This window comes from Novosphingobium soli (genome assembly GCF_042432915.1).
Lineage (GTDB): Bacteria > Pseudomonadota > Alphaproteobacteria > Sphingomonadales > Sphingomonadaceae > Novosphingobium > Novosphingobium soli.
In genome coordinates this window covers 1-14,752 of sequence record NZ_JBHLWK010000016.1, presented here as the reverse complement: position 1 = coordinate 14,752, position 14,752 = coordinate 1, and the positions used below count along the sequence as shown (strand labels likewise).

15 protein-coding genes are annotated in these 14,752 nt (G+C 65.4%); 13 read left to right on the top strand and 2 right to left on the bottom strand.

Translation table 11 applies throughout. The annotated features are described in order from the left end of the window. Positions 1 to 279: 279 nt before the first annotated feature. The 4 genes from ACFFJC_RS13745 to ACFFJC_RS13730 all read left to right on the top strand — a co-directional run bounded on the left by ACFFJC_RS13745 (position 280) and on the right by ACFFJC_RS13730 (position 4,047). A complete protein-coding gene (locus ACFFJC_RS13745; RefSeq protein ID WP_379488055.1) occupies positions 280 to 705 on the top strand; it encodes a hypothetical protein in 426 nt (141 codons plus the stop codon). 577 nt (positions 706 to 1,282) lie between these two features. Continuing rightward, complete coding sequence (locus ACFFJC_RS13740; RefSeq protein WP_379488054.1) at positions 1,283 to 2,278, top strand: DUF2493 domain-containing protein; 996 nt, start codon at positions 1,283 to 1,285, stop codon at positions 2,276 to 2,278. 347 nt (positions 2,279 to 2,625) lie between these two features. Beyond that, positions 2,626 to 2,955: a hypothetical protein gene (locus tag ACFFJC_RS13735; RefSeq protein ID WP_379488053.1), complete on the top strand. Its 330-nt coding sequence runs from the start codon at positions 2,626 to 2,628 to the stop codon at positions 2,953 to 2,955. A gap of 528 nt (positions 2,956 to 3,483) precedes the next feature. Continuing rightward, the gene (locus ACFFJC_RS13730) at positions 3,484 to 4,047 is read left to right on the top strand and encodes a hypothetical protein (RefSeq protein WP_379488052.1); all 564 of its coding nucleotides are present in this window, start codon (positions 3,484 to 3,486) and stop codon (positions 4,045 to 4,047) included. A gap of 100 nt (positions 4,048 to 4,147) precedes the next feature. Here the strand turns inward: ACFFJC_RS13730 and ACFFJC_RS13725 are convergent, their stop codons facing one another. Next, entirely contained in the window at positions 4,148 to 4,417 is a 270-nt protein-coding gene (locus tag ACFFJC_RS13725) for a hypothetical protein (protein ID WP_379488051.1), read from the bottom strand. A 565-nt stretch (positions 4,418 to 4,982) separates the two neighbouring features. After that, a complete protein-coding gene (locus ACFFJC_RS13720) occupies positions 4,983 to 5,264 on the bottom strand; it encodes a hypothetical protein (RefSeq protein ID WP_379488050.1) in 282 nt (93 codons plus the stop codon). Between ACFFJC_RS13720 and ACFFJC_RS13715 the strand changes: the two genes are divergently transcribed. From ACFFJC_RS13715 to ACFFJC_RS13675, 9 genes are all read left to right on the top strand, one after another. Further along, positions 5,263 to 7,689 (top strand): type IV secretion system DNA-binding domain-containing protein, encoded by a 2,427-nt coding sequence (locus ACFFJC_RS13715; protein ID WP_379488049.1) that lies wholly within the window; start codon positions 5,263 to 5,265, stop codon positions 7,687 to 7,689. The two genes, ACFFJC_RS13720 and ACFFJC_RS13715, sit on opposite strands and share 2 nt — an antisense overlap. Before the next feature lie 3 nt (positions 7,690 to 7,692). Next, a complete protein-coding gene (gene mobF / locus ACFFJC_RS13710) occupies positions 7,693 to 10,719 on the top strand; it encodes a MobF family relaxase (RefSeq protein ID WP_379488048.1) in 3,027 nt (1,008 codons plus the stop codon). 11 nt (positions 10,720 to 10,730) lie between these two features. Beyond that, the gene (locus ACFFJC_RS13705) at positions 10,731 to 11,066 is read left to right on the top strand and encodes a hypothetical protein (protein ID WP_379488047.1); all 336 of its coding nucleotides are present in this window, start codon (positions 10,731 to 10,733) and stop codon (positions 11,064 to 11,066) included. Then, complete coding sequence (locus ACFFJC_RS13700) at positions 11,059 to 11,589, top strand: DUF2726 domain-containing protein (RefSeq protein ID WP_379488046.1); 531 nt, start codon at positions 11,059 to 11,061, stop codon at positions 11,587 to 11,589. Before ACFFJC_RS13705 ends, ACFFJC_RS13700 begins: the two co-directional genes overlap by 8 nt. Then, complete coding sequence (locus tag ACFFJC_RS13695) at positions 11,576 to 12,367, top strand: hypothetical protein (protein ID WP_379488045.1); 792 nt, start codon at positions 11,576 to 11,578, stop codon at positions 12,365 to 12,367. The genes ACFFJC_RS13700 and ACFFJC_RS13695 overlap by 14 nt, the downstream gene beginning before the upstream one ends. A gap of 41 nt (positions 12,368 to 12,408) precedes the next feature. Next, entirely contained in the window at positions 12,409 to 13,170 is a 762-nt protein-coding gene (locus tag ACFFJC_RS13690) for a CsgG/HfaB family protein (RefSeq protein WP_379488044.1), read from the top strand. A 70-nt stretch (positions 13,171 to 13,240) separates the two neighbouring features. Then, complete coding sequence (locus tag ACFFJC_RS13685) at positions 13,241 to 13,540, top strand: hypothetical protein (protein WP_379488043.1); 300 nt, start codon at positions 13,241 to 13,243, stop codon at positions 13,538 to 13,540. Between the two features lie 511 nt (positions 13,541 to 14,051). Then, a complete protein-coding gene (locus tag ACFFJC_RS13680; RefSeq protein WP_379488042.1) occupies positions 14,052 to 14,501 on the top strand; it encodes a LexA family protein in 450 nt (149 codons plus the stop codon). A gap of 5 nt (positions 14,502 to 14,506) precedes the next feature. Then, positions 14,507 to 14,719 carry a Y-family DNA polymerase gene (locus tag ACFFJC_RS13675; protein WP_446686266.1) on the top strand — a complete coding sequence of 71 codons (213 nt, stop codon included), beginning with the start codon at positions 14,507 to 14,509 and terminating at the stop codon, positions 14,717 to 14,719. The last annotated feature ends 33 nt before the right edge of the window (positions 14,720 to 14,752 follow it).

Genomic DNA, 14,752 nt, shown 5'->3' with positions numbered 1-14,752 from the left:
CTCGAGGGCGGCGCTCCGGCGCCGCCCCTTCCTTCCCAGATGTACCCGTCCTGGCGAGACGGAACGCCAACGGGATCCGGCGCGGCATCGGCCCAACCGCAGCTCAGCGGCATCGAGCCGCTTCGCCGCGGCCGATCACTTCAGCGATCGGCCGACAGGCCTGTCCATGCCGCTGTGGCATGAAAACAGCCTTAAGGAATCGAAACCCTCGTCTAGTCGCCCGCCTATGTTACATCTATCGAATCCGCCGTGAGAGCGGACCGAACAGGGGAGAACGCGATGGAGCCCGGCGAACTCGAAATCTCGATCAAGGACCCGGACCTTATCGTGTATCTCGGTGCGGACTACACCATCCCCAACGACGACGAGGAGTACGTCTACGTCCAGCTCGTCGGCCGAGCGATCGACTTCGTCACCGCGCTACCGATCGTCATCCGCTTCTTCACCACCGCCGACGACGTCGGACCTCCCGAAAACGACCGCATCCTGTACCTGCCGGAGACACTCGCCGAGCAAAAGGCGCGCCTGCCCTCTCAGGTTCGCCTGTCGCAGCAGGCGCTCACCGCGCTGCTCGCCATCGTCGCGTCCAACCACCGCCGCACCTTCAACTTCTCCGCTGTGCCGGACCCACAAGGGCGCGGCCTCCTCATCGAAAGCTTCGAGTTCTACCTCGAACCGTCACCCAAACCCCTCAGCCTCAACTAATCGCGGCTCAGCGGCATCGAGCCGCTTCACCGCGGCTGCTGGCAGCCGCGGCAACGCCGCGAGGCTGGGGGTGGAACGTTGCCGGTGAGCTGGATCGGCATCGTCATGCTGCTTGGGAATTGCTGGCGAAAGCAGGGGAGGGCGCATCCCGCTGCGCGGGACCAGGCTCTATTCCGCTAGGGTTTTGCGCATCGCCGGCGGTACGCCGGCTCGCTCCAAACCCAAGCTCCACCGAGCCCCGCTGCGCGGGTCTCGGCCCTGCGGGTCACGATCCTTTGCGCTTGGTGACCGACGCCCACCAACCTCAGCGTAAACCGCAACCTTGCGTGAGGGGCGCGGGGAGAGGTGGTTAGTCCACTGTGTAGTCCTAGTGTGGCACGCGGGGCTTGGCGTCCGTCAAGGATCCGCGGTTCCCCCAATTTTGCCGCCGCCCCTCCGCCTGCGGCTCCGGAACGACAACAAAATCGGCTCCCCCACGGCCCGCTTCGCGGCGGCCTGCGGCCGTCCCTGACCTCCTGGCCACCGCGTGCCTGATGAGAAGGGTCATCAGGAGGATGACGCAAGACGGAGGCTTATCATGACCAAGTTCAACAACTTCGCCGATCTCGCTGCCCAGCTCGCCAACGACCGTATCGCTCGCTCAGACGAAACGCACGAGCAGAGCTACGATGGCGCCTTCATCGAACACTCCGAGATTGCCAAGCTGAGCGTCTTCGAGGAACCGATCGCGACCGAGATGCCCGACCCGGACATGGCGCGCGCAGCCGTCGAGCTGGCCGTGGGCACGATCTTCGACGTCTTCCGCGACACCCGCATGGAAGAGTTCGCGCAACAGATCGTCTGGGGGTTCGTCAACTCCTTCCACATGACCGCGCGCCTGGCCGAAGGTCGCGAGGATGACGCCGCCAAGAAGCTCGGGGAACTCGCCCGCAACTACGATCCTTCCGAAATCCACGCCGTCGAGATGGAAGAGACGCAGCTGCTCTGCCAGACGCTGCAAGGGTGCCGCGAGGCAATCGAGGCGATGCGCGACCATGCCTCGGAAGTGTACCGGGTCGAGACCGGAAAGCCCTTCACTGCCACCCGCGGTTCGCAGGTCTCGCGCTCGAGCGTGACGGCCTCGCAGATCCAGGCCCGCGACTTCCTCGCCGCCCGCAACCGGCAGCGCAACGAGGAGCACGCGCCGACCGGGCCGATGGTTGTCGTGTCGGGCGGCCAGGTCTGGCACGACCATGAGATGCTCTGGGACATCCTCGACGACATCAAGGCCCGCATCCCCGAGATGGTGCTGGCGACGACGGGCATGCGCAAGGGCGTCGACGCCATCGCCACCGCCTGGGCACAAGCGCGCAAGGTCAAAGCCATCAGCTTCATCCCGAACCGCGCGCACGGCAACCGCGCACCCTTCCTGCGCAACGAGAACCTGGTCAAGCTCCGGCCAGTCGAGGCGATCGTCTGCGAAGGCTCAGGCATTCAGTCCAACCTCGCGCAGCGCCTGCGTCAGGCAGGGGTGCCGCTGCACATCCGGCGGATCGCCAGCCAGCGCGCGCCGCAGGGCGCCAATCGGGCCTGAATGCCTGCGAGGGGCTCCGGCTTCGGTCGGAGCTCCTCTCCTCTTTTCGCCGCGCTGAAACGCGGCTCAGGGGCATCGAACCCCTTCGCCGCGCCCGCGACGTGCCCTGCGGGCAGATCGCGCTCGCGTGAGGCACCGTCGCGCCACGATCGAGAGGGGGGAACGTCTCTCTTCCTCCCAGTGTGTCGGCCGCGCCGGACCGTCTCAAGGACGGCAGGGTCCCACCATTTTCCCTGCGGGAAAATCGTTGCCCCTACCGCCGCTGACGCGGCCGCTTCGCGGTCCTATGACACGGCCCGGCGCGACCGACCCATGGCCTCCGTCATCATGACACAGGAGGAACGATCATGCAGGTCTCGTTGTTCAGGGCTCTGAAGTCCGCTAACATCTCCGACGACACCGCCGAGCAGGTGGTGCACGCCTTCGAGGAGCACATCGACATGGCGGTGAACGAAGCCATGAAGCACTACGACAACCGCATCACCGCGATGCAGACCGTCATCGAGGCGAAGCTCGAGGCGGGCTTCAAGCAAGTCGAGGGACGGCTCGCCGGCATCGAAGGCAAAGTCACCGGCATGCAAACCTCGATCGACATGCTCAAGTGGGCAGTCATCACCATCGGCACGCTGAACGTGCTAGCGGCGGCTATCGCGGGCTACCTCAAGCTACTCATCTAGCCGGCGACGGCAGTCTGCACGGACATCGACGGGCTGCCCGGTGCGCCGGGTGGCCCTTTTCTCATGTCGCCGTTCACCAGCTCAGCTGCCCATTGCTGCTGAGATGTCGCCCACCCGAACGGCACCAGCATCTGCCGAGCTCGGCGGCTCCTTGCTCGCCGACGGCCCTGCGGCCGTCTCGCTTCGCGCGTCCGCCGACGCCGGATCACGGCATCGCCGGCACGCTCGCACCGGCCCGCATGCGCGGTCCTGGCGCATCGCCCGGCTCGCCTGCGCGGCACGTGCCGAGAGGTCGCCAGCGTGCGGCAGCGGCAGCGGCCGAGCGCGGCGGTCCCTTGCTCGCTGACGGCCCTGCGGCCGTTTCGCTTCGCGCGGTCCGCCGGCGCCGGTTCACGGCATCGCCGGCATGCTCGCACCGGCCCGCATGCGCGGCCCTGCCGCCTCGAACGCCTCGCCTACGGCGTTCCTCGAGGCACCGGCGAAAGAGGAGAGGGAGAGAGGAAAGCGGTCTTCCAAACGGAGAGAGACATGCTGACCTTCTTTCGCATCGTGGACACGGAAACGAAGCTCCACTCCAAGCCTGCCCCGCTCAACGCGCGAGAACTCGCACGCCTTCGCGTCATCCTCCAACATGGAGGCGCGGTGACCATTCCCGAGGCGGGCGAGACCGCCGGCACCGCATACAACTTCGAAGCCAATGCGAACGCCATCGCGCTCGCCAGCTTCGCCGCTCCGTTCGACAAACGCATCGACATTCTGGCGATCATCGAGGAAGCCCAATTCCTTGGGAGGTCGATCCGTGTCCGCCGAGACGCTCGCGGCGGCGAGGCAGTCATTCAGGTCAGCGAGCACATCGCCATCACGCCTGAGATCGCGCTCACGAGAGACCAAGCCGACAAGGTCCTCGACTGCCTCAAACTCGACCGTGAAGCCTCACCCGATATGCCGCTCGCGACACTGCGTTCGCTCCTCGCCAATCCTGCCATCTACGACCGCTTTCAACGCAACGGTCTGGCCAACACCTACGATTACCTCGCCCGTCTCTCATACACCGACTGCGGCGAGCAACATCCTCACCTGGCTTGGGCCTAATCCTCCTTCCAAGCCAGACGGTCGAAGGGCGCCGGAGCATGCTCCACCGCCCTTTCTTTTTGCCTACTGCTCTCGCGATCATCGCCCGATCGCAAAGCCGTCACGCAGCCTCCAAAGCACTCTCGTTCTGCGCCTTGACAGAGGGCCTGCCGGAAACCGCATTCAAAGCGTCGAGAGCCGCCTTCGGCTTGGCCTCGACAGCCCGCTTCAAGACCGCAATTGCCGTCTCGATCGTCAGCTTCTTTACGAGCCGCTGCAGCTCCTTCTCCTGCTCCTCGCGCTCCATCTCGGCGAGGCGGCTCCGCCGCTCCGCCAGCTCACGCTCGGCCGCTGCAATCGCCTCGCGTTCCTTATCCAACTTACCAGCCATCAAACCCTCCAAAACTGACCATGCTGAAGCCGGATTGTAGCACGACATCGCACCGAGGCGAGCCGGCAATATCGCTCGGCCAATCGCCCCTGGCACGCACCATCTCGTACACCTTCACACCGACTTTCTCACAGCCGATGAAGCCCGTTCGGCTCAACCCGTCTCGTCCCTGCAGCGCGGTCGAATATGGTCGCCGGCCCGCGTCAGGACTCGAAATTCCAGCTGCGGTCTATCGACCGCCTTGCCCCTACCGGGCTCCGCTAACGGCTGAAGGAACCTCCCATGGCTCGATCAAAAGCAAGCGACTGATTCAGTCCCTATTTTCAGCACACCCTATACGGCGAGCCGTTGTAGATTTCATCGGTAAATCAGCGAGCTACCCCTGGCTAGCGTGGTAGCCCCGGCTAGCGCCTCGATCAGCCGCCTTATTGCTGCGAATTACAATGGCTTAGAACACCGTGATCGCTACCGCCGCCCCACTGGACAACCACCGAACAGCCGCGTAAGAATGCCGGTGCGATAGCCGAGCCAACTTCGATTTCAACCGGAGTTGGTGATGCGTACTTCAAGTTCTCGATCCCAGGTCGGTGTGCGCCTCGCCCCCGATCAACTGCGCCTCATCGACGAGGTTGCCCAATCCATCGGCTGCGACAGGACCGCAGCCGCCCGCCAGTGTATCCTGATCGGCGCGCATCTTTTGCGCAGCGGCCACGGCTTGAACGTCAACCGAGCGTTGATGAGCCTGGAAATCCTCGTCGCAGACTGCCTGCGGCGAGCGCGGGAATCCGACCCTAAATCTGTCGATGCTCTCATCGATACCGCCGCGAAAAACGTGGGGGATTTCCATGCCTGAGCAGGACATCCGCTTCAGCAAAAAGGCAGCGACGATCGAGCACCACTCCGCGCGCGGAAAGGTGGTCCGAAACTCTGGGAATTTCACCCGCGGCTCGCAGCTTTTCTCCCACGAGCTGATGATGACCTGGGCGGGCGTGCGCGTGCCGATCCTGACGTGGCTTGGCACGTCCGCCGTCCTGTTCAGTGTCATCTGGTTCTTCTACTTCGCCGAACACGAGTTCCAGCTCGTCTGCATGAAGATTTATGCGGAAGTGTGGGGTTGGGTCGGGCTCAATCCTCACAAGCCCATCCACCTCACGCTGCCGGATGGGTCAATCAAACTGGGGCAGATGTCGTGGGTGCCCTACCACTCGGCAGTGGTCGAAGCGTGGGGCAAGTTCATGCGCTTGTTGATGGCGTCGGGGCTGGGCTCGGTGTTCATCTGCGCCCCGCTCACGGTGTGGTTCGTCGACTACTCACGCAAGCGCGGCACCGACATCCTCAAGGAGCGTCACGAGCGCGGCGCGCTGCTCATCGGGCGCGACAAGCTCGCCGAGGAAATCGTCCGTCATAACCGCGAGGAGTTCCGCAAGGAATGCGCCGCTCGCAAGCCGGCTGCAGCGCCGGACAAAGTGCTAAAGCTGCCGATGCGCGAGCGCGTGCGCCGCGACTTCCATGTGCCCTACCGCCTCGCCACGGTCCCCTATCCCTGGCGGCTCGAGCAGAGCCACGCGATGTTCATCGGCACCACCGGGGCGGGCAAGACGACGGAGCTCAAGAAGCTGGTCACGCAGGCCCGCGCGAGGGGTCATCGCTGCGTCATCTTCGATCTCACCGGCAGCTTCGTCGAGAGCTTCTACAACCCGGAAACCGACACGATCCTTAACACCATGGATCGGCGCTGCAGGCCATGGACGATCTTCTCCGATTGCGACAACTACGCCGAGTTCCTGTCGGCCGCGACGGCGCTGATCCCGAGTGGCCATAACGCCGAGGACGACTTCTGGCAGAAGGCGGCGCGCACGCTCTTTGTCGAGATGTGCATGAAGCTCATCCAGCGCAAAGCCACCAGCAACGGCGCGCTCGCCTATCACCTCATGCAGGCGGACCTCAAGACGATCAGCCAGGAGTTGGAGAACACCGTCGCTGCGCCGCTCGTCGCCACCCAGGCGGCGAAGATGGCCGAGTCAATCCGCGCCACCTTCAACACCCACGCCAACGCGCTGCGCTTCCTGCCCGATCCCATGCCCGGCGAGGAAGGCTTCTCCATCAACCGCTGGATGGCCGAGGAGGGAGGTGAGGGCGCCATCCTGTTCATCACCTCGACCCACCCCGACCTGGTTCTCAATCGGCCCCTGCTGACGCTCTGGATGGACCTTGCGGTCAACGCGCTGTTCCGCATCGGACGCACGCGCAACCTGCGCACCTGGTTCCTGCTCGACGAGGTGCATGCGCTCCATCGTCTGCCCGCGATCGAGCATGGCCTGCAGACCGCGCGCGCGGTCGGCGGCGCCTTCGTGTTGGGGATCCACTCGTTCGGCAAGCTGGCCGAAACCTACGGCGAGAACGGCGCCATCAACCTGGGCTCGCTTGCGCGCACCAAGCTCATCCTGACGACCTCGGACATCGAGACGGCCAAGCGCTGTGCGGACTTCATCGGCAGCCGCGAAGTGCGCCAGATGGATGAGGCCTACAGCTACGGGTACAACAACTCGCGCGACGCTTCGACGATCACGCCGCGCAAGGAAGTGCAGCACCTGGTCATGCCCGATGACATCAAGGAACTGCCCTCTCTGCATGGGTTCGTGAAGTTCCCCGATGGGTTCCCGGCCGCCAAGATCGCGCTGACCTGGAAGGACTACCCGCGCGTCGCCGACGGGTTCCAGCGCGTCGGTGCAATGCGCGCCAGCGAGTACAAGCCGGATGACGACGGCGACGAACCAAAAGGCGAGGAAGGGCGCGAGAGCGATGCACCGCAGAACGAGCCCGAGCAGGTTCGGGAACCGGGCGAGCGCACTCCGGCCGAAGAGCCAGGCGCGGAGCAGATGCCCTCCGAGGCGGAGTTGAAGGTCGAGGCGCTCCGGAGCGCCTTCACGCGTGATGAGGGTGAGAAGATCGACACCAAGGCGTCGGTGCCGCCAGCTTCAGACCTGTCCAAGGTTTGGGCTTCCGGCTTCAAGTCGGAGAACGATCGTCGCGGACCCGGTCAAGCCAGTGACCAGGAGGAGAAGGATAGCGAGCGCTTACCGCTCAACAGCAGCGATGCACAGCGGCTGCAGGCGAGCGATCAGCGCAAGGAAACCGATCGACCCGGCGCGGCCAAGCGAGACCAGGAAAGCCTGATCGCCAGGGAGGAGCGCGAAGGCATCGGCATCACCGAAGAGGAACATCGCGACCACCGGCATGACGCCGGCGATGACTTCGGGATGGAGATGTAAGCCATGCACTCCATCGCAGCGGTACGCTCGGCCGGCGGGGCCGCCAGCTACTTCGCCAAGGACGACTACTACACCGGCGAGCACTCGGCCGAAGCGACCGCCTGGGGCGGGAAGGGCGCAGCGGCGATCGGCTTGTCGGGCGAAGTGTCGAAGGAGGCCTTCGAAAACTTGCTCAATGGCAAGCTGCCGGACGGCACGCTGGTCAACCAGACCGCCAACCGCACGACCGGCATCGACCTTACCTTCTCGATGCCCAAGTCCGCCAGCGTCATGGCTTATATCGCCGGCGACAAGCGCATCCTCGAGGCACACATGGCGGCCGTCAAAGCCACCATGGGCTGGGCCGAGAAGACCTTTGCCGAAGCGCGCGACTACAGCCGCAATCGTAACGGTGAGCCGGTCCGGACCGGCAATCTCGTCTATGCGCTGTTCGAGCACGACACGAGCCGCAAGCTCGATCCCCAAGGTCACATCCATGTCGTCGTCGCGGCCATAACCCAGACCGCTGCGGGCAAGTGGCAGGCGCTGTGGAACGGGCAGCTGTGGAAGAACAACACCACGATCGGCTCGGCTTATCATGCCGCGTTCCGCCAGGAGCTCGCCAAGCTCGGATACGAGACCCAGCTGACCGGCAAGCACGGCCAATTCGAGATCAAGGGCGTGCCGCGCGAAGTGCTTCAGGAGTTCAGCAAACGACGCGAAGAAGTCATCGCCAAGGCGAAAGAGGTGGGCGTCACCACGCCGCAGGGACAGGACCGTGTCGTTGTCAATTCGCGCGATGCCAAGCTGAATGTCGAGGACCGGGGCGCGCTGCGCGAGCAATGGAAGGCGCGCGCCGCTGCGCTAGGGTTCGACGGCAAGGAGCGGCTGAGCCAGGCACTCGAGCGCAGCGGCCCCGCCGGCGTCGAACGCGATCGATCGATTGGCGTGCAGGCCCGGGTGCAGGAGATCATCGCCAGCGTGCGCACCGTCATCGGTGACTACCTGCGTCCGGGCGACGATCTCACCACCAAGGGCCTGGCGCGCGCTACGCTGACGCCGGCGCAGTTGCGATCGGAAATGGCGGTCGCCTCGGCCGTGCGCATGCTTGGCCAGCGCGAAGCCGCGTTCTCCGTCACCGACATCTACAAGGGAGCGCTCAACCTCGGTCTCGCCGGTGTCACCATCGACGGCGTGGACAAGCGCGTCTCCGCGCTGATCGAGAGTGGGCAGCTCATCAAGGGCGCCTCCGATCGTCTCGATGGCGTCTTCACCCACGTCACAACGCCCGAACACGTCGCGCAGGAGCGCCAGCTGCTCGCCGGCGTCGACCAGGGCAGGGGCGCGACAGCACCTATCGTGCCTGCCGGCGAAGTGACCGAGAAGCTGCAGGCGGCCGCCGGCGACCGGCCGCTCAACGGCGAGCAGCTCGCCGCCGCGACGCTTGCGCTCAGTTCCACCGATCGCGTCGTCGTGATCCAGGGCGTCGCCGGCGCCGGCAAGACCACCATGCTCGAGGCGATGGCCGCGGTCGCCTCCGACCACGGCAAGGAGGTGATCGGTCTCGCCTTCGCCAACAAGATGGTCAGCACGCTGCGCAACGAGACCGGCCTGGAGGCGATGACGGTCTCCTCCTTCGTCAACCAGCATATCCGCGGCGCACGGGCAGGGCGGGGCGCCGAGTTCGAGGCCTCGCGCCAGGCGCTTGCCGACAAGGTCATCGTCCTCGACGAAGCCTCGCTTGTCGCCAACGAGGCGATGAACAACCTCGTGACCATCGCCAACGCGTACAAGGTGAACGGCCTGTGGCTCACCGGCGACGTCAAGCAGCTGCCCTCGATCGACTGGGGCAAGGCGTACCACCTCGTGCAGGGCCACGATCCGGCGATCGCCCGCCTCGAGACGAGCCAGCGCCAGAAGACCGAGCACATGCAACAGGTCGCCACCCTCAGCCGCGAAGGCAAGTTCAAGGAGAGTTTCGAGGTCCTCGGCGAGCGCGTGCAGGCGCACGGGAACGACTACCTGGCCAAGGCGGCCGAACGGTGGCTGAGCCTCGCGCCCGAGGAGCGGGAACGCACCGCCATCTACACGTCCGGACGGGCAAGCCGCTCCGAGCTCAACCAGCTCGTCCAGGCAGGCCTCAAGCAGGAGGGCACGATCACCGGCGAGGGGCTGCGGCTCACCACGCTTCAGCAGGTCAACACCACGCGCGAGGAGATGCGCTACGCGCACACCTACAGCGCCGGCCTGCTCCTCGAGGTGGCGAGGCGGGTCGACGCAGTCGGGCTCTCGCGCGGTCGCTACGACGTGCTCGGCGCGGACACCAAGGGCCGCGTCGTCGTGCGCGACGAGCGCGGACGGGAAATCCGGTTCGATCCGCAGAAGATCGATCCGACCGACAAGCGCGACGCGCTCAAGCTCGCCGAGAAGATGGATACGACCCTCCATGAGGGCGACAAGATCCGCTGGACCGACACCGACAAGCCTCGCAACCTCGACAACTCCGAGCAGGCACGGGTCCTGGCGATCACCGAGCAGGGCGTGAAGGTCGAAAACGCCAAGGGCGAGGTCATCGACCTGCAGCACGGAGACAAGATGCTGGAGCGGCTCGGGCTCTCCTACGCGATCAACATGCACCAGGCCCAAGGCATGACCACCGACAAGGGCATCGGCGCCATGCACTCGTCCGAGCAGAACCTATCGACGCAGCGCCTCAGCTACGTGATGCTCACCCGCGTCCGTTTCGACGTCGAGATCTTCACCAACGACCGCGACCGCCTGCTGCAGACCATCTCGCACAACACCGGCGACAAGCTGAGCGCACTCGAAACCACCGGCGAGAAGGACCCCGGCGGCTCGCGTCGCCTCGATCCGGCCAAGGCGGGCACCTTCAGCCCGACGATCCCGCCCGAGGTCCTCGCCGGCCTCGCGCCCAAGGGCAACTTTCCCACCCATGACCCTGGCGCCTCCGCGGCAAAGGAAGCCGCGGTGCCGGCACCGCCGGCCAAGGAAGTCGATCTACCCGAACGCAACATCGAGCGCAGCCGATGAGGAGCCAACCCATGCATCAGCCATCCCAGGCGATGGCCTCTATCGTCCGGCAGACCGGACTGGAGGACTTCGCCAACGCTATCACCGTCGACAGCCGCCCAGCTTGCCGGCCGGAGGTCCACACGCCCGCGCGATGCGAGCAACTCGCGATGGTCGGCGCGCGCGAGCAGATGCTCGCCGATATCGCCGCGATCGGCTTTGCGCTGTTTGCAGCGACCGTCGTCGGCCGGATCGCCGTCACCTTCGTCGGGCTGTTCGGGATGTGTCTGCGCTACACCCGCGCGCGGGCACGGGTGCGAGCCTCGGCCGTCCGGCACATTTCGCAAGGAGGGCTGCTCGATGGCTAGCAGCTCGCTTGTCGGCATGATGGTGCCTCTCCTGATCCTGATCGGGCTCGTCGCACTGCTGAAGGGCTTTCTCGCCCGCCCGTCCGGACCGACGCTCGATGTCCGTCCAGTTCCGCTGATGACCAACATCGAGCGCCGCACGATGACCTACATCGAAGGCGCCCTGCCATGGGCGCGGATCCACGCTCAGGTGTCTATGGGTGCGATCCTGGCACCCAGGAAGGGTCTCAACCGGTCGCAGTCCACCACCGTGCGCAACAGATTCTCGAGCAAGCGTGTCGATTACGTCGTCGAGGACCGCGCCAGCGGCAAGGTCGTGCTGCTGATCGAGCTCGATGATCGCTACCACCGTCCCGACCAGGACGCCCGGCGTGATCGCATGATGGCGGCCGCGGGTTATGCCACCTTGCGGCTGCCGGGGTCCGAGCAACCGACCCGAGAGAGCGTTCACCGCCACATTCGGCATGCTTTCGAGCAGCAACCCGAACTCCTGCCTCGGGAGCTGCGCCATGGGTCTCGATGATCGCGACTACATGCGCGAGCGTTATCGCAAGCGCCGCGGCTTGCCTCCTGAGAACACACGCTGGAACAACAAGAGATCGCGGGTCGAGCGCGACGACGGTGTTCCTCCGGGAAGTGCTAGCTGGATTGGGAAGGATCCGGGCAAAGCCTTCGAGATGAAGAACCCGGGCTACAAGGACCGGCCAAATGGCACAGCCCGAGGCGGACCATGGTTCGAGCCGAAGAACCAGGGCTTTGACTACCAGAAGAACCGATGGCGGCCCAAGCGCAACCGCCGGCGCGCAAGCAGCACGGGACTCTCCTGGGCTGGCAAGCTCATCCTGCCCCTGATCCTGCTGACCTACGGCGTGCGGATGTACTCGGATGCGAAGCGATGGGACTTCCAGCCCGACTTCGGCCTCTCGGAATCCTTCCCGAACAGCGGCGAGTTCAAGGTGCGGCGTCGCTATGCGTCGGGCCCCACCAGTCCCTTCGGGATCATCACGGGGGACCGCAAAGCCGTCGTGCAACTGCTCGACAAAGCCGGCGAGCCGGTCTTCGCGGCCTATGTGCGCGAGAACGATTCCGCCAGCGTCCAGGCACCGCGCGGGGCCTGGGTCCTGAGGCTGATCGAAGGACAGACCTGGCAGGGCGACGAGAAGTTCTTCGGCGCCAACACGCTGACCCAGGACGCGATCATGCCGCTCGATTTCACCGCGTCCGGTCACCGGATCGACCTTCGCCGCCGCTTCGACGGCAACATGGAGACGGTCGACCGCTGGATCGATCCCACCTTCTGACCCACACCACCAACAGACCACGACCCGCATTGGAGACGAACATGAGGACCTACCTACTGGCAACTGCCCTCCTGGCATGCCTCGCCTCACCCGCGATGGCGCAGAAACTCGGCAAAGGCGGGACCGGCGTCGATGAGAACACCGAATTGCCGCAGTGCGCGAAGCCGCTCGGCACCGTCGCGCTGATCGAGGACAAGGCGCCCAGCCTCGACGACCAGCTCCCCCCGGGGATGCGCGCGCTCGTCCAGATGGCAGAGCGCCAGAACGGCGGCTCGACCGCACGCGTGGACCCGCTCCCGCTCCTCAAGCTGATGGCGGCCCGCTCCAACTGTTTCCTCGTGGTGGAGCGCGGCGGCGGCTTCGATGCCCTGCAGCGCGAACGTGCGCTCGCCGCCGGCGGGTCGGTCGCGAACGGGCAGGCGCTGACCGGTGCGACCCTGACGGCCGCCGACTACCTCCTGCAGGCGCAGGTCCTCTACTCGGACGCCAACAGCCGCGGCGGCGGCGTGGGCGGCACCTTCGGCTCGGCGATCGGCCTCAAGACCAAGACGCTCGAGAGCCAGATCATGCTCTCGCTCGTCGAGGTGAAGACCGGCGTTCAGCGCGTCGTCTCGACCGGTTCGGCGCGCAAGAAAGACGTCAGCCTGGTAGGCGGCGGCCTGCTACTGGACATCGGCGTCGGGGCGCTCGGAGGGGCCTATACCTCAACCGACATCGGCAAGATCACATCCCTCGCCATGCTCGATGCATACCGCAAGCTCGCGGGCAACGCGCAGGCCCGGCTTGCTCCGGCTGCGCCATGAGCGTGATCGCAAGGACCGGCCAAGGCGGCGGCCGCCTGACTGAGGGCACCCATGATGCCGAGGCACGGCAATGACGCCTGCATCGCCAGGCCTGGCGACAGCCACATCGCAGCCCTTCGTTTCCGCGATCGACGAGATGGCGGCGAGGCTGACTGCCAAAGGCTTCGAGATCCACCGGCTCGATCAGAACCGCCACTGGCTCGTAAGCCTGGTGAACAAAAGCGATCCGGACGGCACCAGCTTCTACGTTATCCCGACTCAGAACGGCTTGTACGTGCAGCTGACGCCCTCGGATGTTCACGGGGAAGAGTGGCATCGCGCGTTCCTGGGCGCGTTGGCGGATGCGGCATTCGGCGCCGGCGGCCGCTGAGCGTCTTCGAACAGGTCGCGGATCGCGCGGCGTCGAAATACGTTCCACCAGCGCCGCCAGCGATGCTCGGCGGCATCGTGCAGCATATGACAGCGCTGGCATAGCGCCGCGAGGTTGGCGGGGTCGTTGTGCCCTGGATCGTGGTCGAGATGCGCGCAGGCGAGAACGACATACGTACTGCGGACCACCCCGAGCAGCGGTGCGCGCACGCTGATGGCCTTCCCGCGATCCGATCGCCAGGTCCGCGCGCCGGCATCCCACCAGCGGCCGTCGCCCAGATGCAGCACCCTGCGCATGTGCGGCCGTTTGCACCGCTCACATCGCGACTTGGCGCGGCCGAAGCGGATCGCGCGGGACAGCTGCGGCCAGTCGATCGGGTAGAACCAACGGTTCTCGGGGCGAATGGGCATAGCTCTCCCTGAATCATTCCGAGCCAGCAGGGAAGCCCTTTCGTGCCGGGTTTGTTTTTGCCATGTTCCCAAGGTGTTCTTTTCTGGGTTACACGGCCTGCATGTTCCTGTCGCATGGCCTCCTCGAATCGAAACCGGTGCCGCTCGCCGATCTGCCGCCAGACCTTCGCTTGAAGGTCATCGGCGCAGCCGGCGCCGGCTTCCCGTCTCCCGCCCAGGACTGGGAAGAAACCGCGATCGACCTGGTCGAGCTGCTCAGGCTCGACCGCGCCGCCAGTTTCGTCTTCCGGGTCAGCGGCCAATCCATGGTCGATGCGGGGTTATTCGACTCCGACGTCGTGATCGTCGATCGGGATGCGAAGGCTGTAAACGGCCGGATCGTGATCGCCGTGGTCGACGGCGGCTTTGTGATACGCCAGCTCAGCATGCGCAGCGGCGTGCCGGTCCTTGAGGCGCGCAACAGCCAGATGCGTTACGAACCCGTCGTTGCCGATGAACACGTCGAGGTCTGGGGCGTGGTGCGTGCCAGCGTGCGCAACCTCAAGGTCTGACGGCGATGACGTGGGGCCTGATCGACGTCGAGAACTTCTACTGCAGCGCCGAACGGGTGTTCGACCCCGCTTTGCGAAAGCGGCCACTCATCGTCCTGTCTAACGGCGATGGGTGCGCCATCGCGCGTTCCGCCGAGGCGAAGGCGCTCCACATCAAGATGGGCGCACCGATGTTCCAGATCCGCGACACCGTGCAGCGCCATGGGATCGAGTGTTGATTGCCACTGAGAAGTGACCCGGGGTTTCCATTG

Excerpts from the sequence above, each read along its gene's own strand:
- ACFFJC_RS13690 (WP_379488044.1), top strand. The coding sequence starts at position 12,409 with ATGAGGACCTACCTACTGGCAACTGCCCTCCTGGCATGCCTCGCCTCA.
- ACFFJC_RS13705 (WP_379488047.1), top strand. The coding sequence starts at position 10,731 with ATGCATCAGCCATCCCAGGCGATGGCCTCTATCGTCCGGCAGACCGGA.
- ACFFJC_RS13685 (WP_379488043.1), top strand. The coding sequence starts at position 13,241 with ATGACGCCTGCATCGCCAGGCCTGGCGACAGCCACATCGCAGCCCTTC.
- ACFFJC_RS13680 (WP_379488042.1), top strand. The coding sequence starts at position 14,052 with ATGTTCCTGTCGCATGGCCTCCTCGAATCGAAACCGGTGCCGCTCGCC.
- ACFFJC_RS13720 (WP_379488050.1), bottom strand. The coding sequence starts at position 5,264 with ATGGAAATCCCCCACGTTTTTCGCGGCGGTATCGATGAGAGCATCGAC.
- ACFFJC_RS13735 (WP_379488053.1), top strand. The coding sequence starts at position 2,626 with ATGCAGGTCTCGTTGTTCAGGGCTCTGAAGTCCGCTAACATCTCCGAC.
- ACFFJC_RS13725 (WP_379488051.1), bottom strand. The coding sequence starts at position 4,417 with ATGGCTGGTAAGTTGGATAAGGAACGCGAGGCGATTGCAGCGGCCGAG.
- ACFFJC_RS13700 (WP_379488046.1), top strand. The coding sequence starts at position 11,059 with ATGGCTAGCAGCTCGCTTGTCGGCATGATGGTGCCTCTCCTGATCCTG.
- ACFFJC_RS13675 (WP_446686266.1), top strand. The coding sequence starts at position 14,507 with ATGACGTGGGGCCTGATCGACGTCGAGAACTTCTACTGCAGCGCCGAA.
- mobF (WP_379488048.1), top strand. The coding sequence starts at position 7,693 with ATGCACTCCATCGCAGCGGTACGCTCGGCCGGCGGGGCCGCCAGCTAC.
- ACFFJC_RS13695 (WP_379488045.1), top strand. The coding sequence starts at position 11,576 with ATGGGTCTCGATGATCGCGACTACATGCGCGAGCGTTATCGCAAGCGC.
- ACFFJC_RS13730 (WP_379488052.1), top strand. The coding sequence starts at position 3,484 with ATGCTGACCTTCTTTCGCATCGTGGACACGGAAACGAAGCTCCACTCC.
- ACFFJC_RS13745 (WP_379488055.1), top strand. The coding sequence starts at position 280 with ATGGAGCCCGGCGAACTCGAAATCTCGATCAAGGACCCGGACCTTATC.
- ACFFJC_RS13715 (WP_379488049.1), top strand. The coding sequence starts at position 5,263 with ATGCCTGAGCAGGACATCCGCTTCAGCAAAAAGGCAGCGACGATCGAG.
- ACFFJC_RS13740 (WP_379488054.1), top strand. The coding sequence starts at position 1,283 with ATGACCAAGTTCAACAACTTCGCCGATCTCGCTGCCCAGCTCGCCAAC.